Below are 1424 nucleotides of genomic sequence, written 5' to 3' on the forward strand. Positions count from 1 at the left end.
CGTGCTGTTATGAATACCTCTCTACGAGCGTCGGCGCACGTCTCGCATAAAGATTGGTACTCTATTGACTGGAGTATTATACAAAAATATGTAATGAAGTTACGACAAAGAATTTATCGTGCCGAACAACAAAAACAACGAAGAAAAGTAAGGAAACTTCAACGTTTACTCCTCCGGAGTAAAGCAAATCTTCTGCTTTCTATTCGTAGAGTAACACAACAAAACAACGGTAAGCGTACACCTGGTGTAGATGGCTACATGGCCTCAAAACCAAACGAACGTATAAAATTTTATCACCAGCTAGTGAAATACAATGTCTTTCGACATCGCCCAAAGCCAGCCAAACGAACATTTATCCCTAAGAAAAACGGAAAGCTAAGACCTTTGGGCATTCCCACAATGCGAGATCGAGTCTATCAAAACGTAGTAAAAAACGCACTCGAACCTCAATGGGAGGTTAAGTTTGAGCCTACTTCCTACGGTTTTCGTCCTAAACGAAGCACACATGATGCGATAAGCAACCTTTTTAATAAGCTTAACACCAACAGCAAGAAAAAGTGGGTGTTTGAGGGAGACTTTCTAGGATGCTTTGACCATCTTAATCATAAGTGGATAACGAAACAGACGTCTATGTTTCCAGGAAACACTCTCATTAAAAGGTGGCTTGAAATGGGATACGTAGAACATGACATGCTTCATACGACAACAGAAGGAACCCCTCAAGGTGGTTTGGTGTCTCCCCTTCTAGCTAATATCGCCTTATGCGGTATGGAAGAAGAAATTGGTATTGTCTATAAAAAGACATACAAACCAAATGGAGGGTACGTAATCGACCCAAAATGTAAGATCGGACGCGTTCTCTATGCAGATGACTTTGTCATCGTAACAGAAACAAAGGAACAGGCTGAAAGCATGTATGGGAAACTCACTCCGTACTTACAAAAGCGAGGAATTAATCTTAGCCAAGAGAAAACGAGAGTTACACACATTGAGGACGGGTTTGATTTTCTAGGCTTTTCGCTGCGTCAATACAAGACAGGACAAGGAAAGAAGTTATTTATCAAACCTAGTAAAGACAGTATTCAAAAAGCTAAAAACAAGATAAAAGATACGTTCACAATGATGAGAGGACGACCAGTAAAAGAAATTATACGTGTCTTAAACCCTATTATTAGAGGTTACGGGCAGTATTGGAAACATGTCGTATCCAAACAGACGTTTAGCTATATGGACAATTATATTTTCTCTAAATTAGTCAAACACCTTAAACATTTACACCAAAAAAAGTCGTGGAAATGGATTACAAAGCGTTATTTTAGGAAACCCTATCACGGTGGAAATAATAGATGGATTCTTACATGTCCACTTACTAACATTCAATTGTTAAAAATGTCCTGGATTAAGATAGAACGACATGTCATGGT

The 1424-nt window shown here is 39.0% G+C and carries 1 protein-coding gene; it reads left to right on the forward strand.

Features of this window, described 5'->3' with window-relative positions; genetic code table 11:
- Nucleotides 1-9: 9 nt before the first annotated feature.
- On the forward strand, nucleotides 10-1424 hold a 1415-nt coding region (gene ltrA / locus ACFX4W_RS04710), incomplete at its 3' end, for a group II intron reverse transcriptase/maturase (RefSeq protein WP_377559273.1).

Source organism: Priestia sp. YIM B13489, assembly GCF_042787645.1.
Classification (GTDB): domain Bacteria; phylum Bacillota; class Bacilli; order Bacillales; family Bacillaceae_H; genus Priestia; species Priestia megaterium.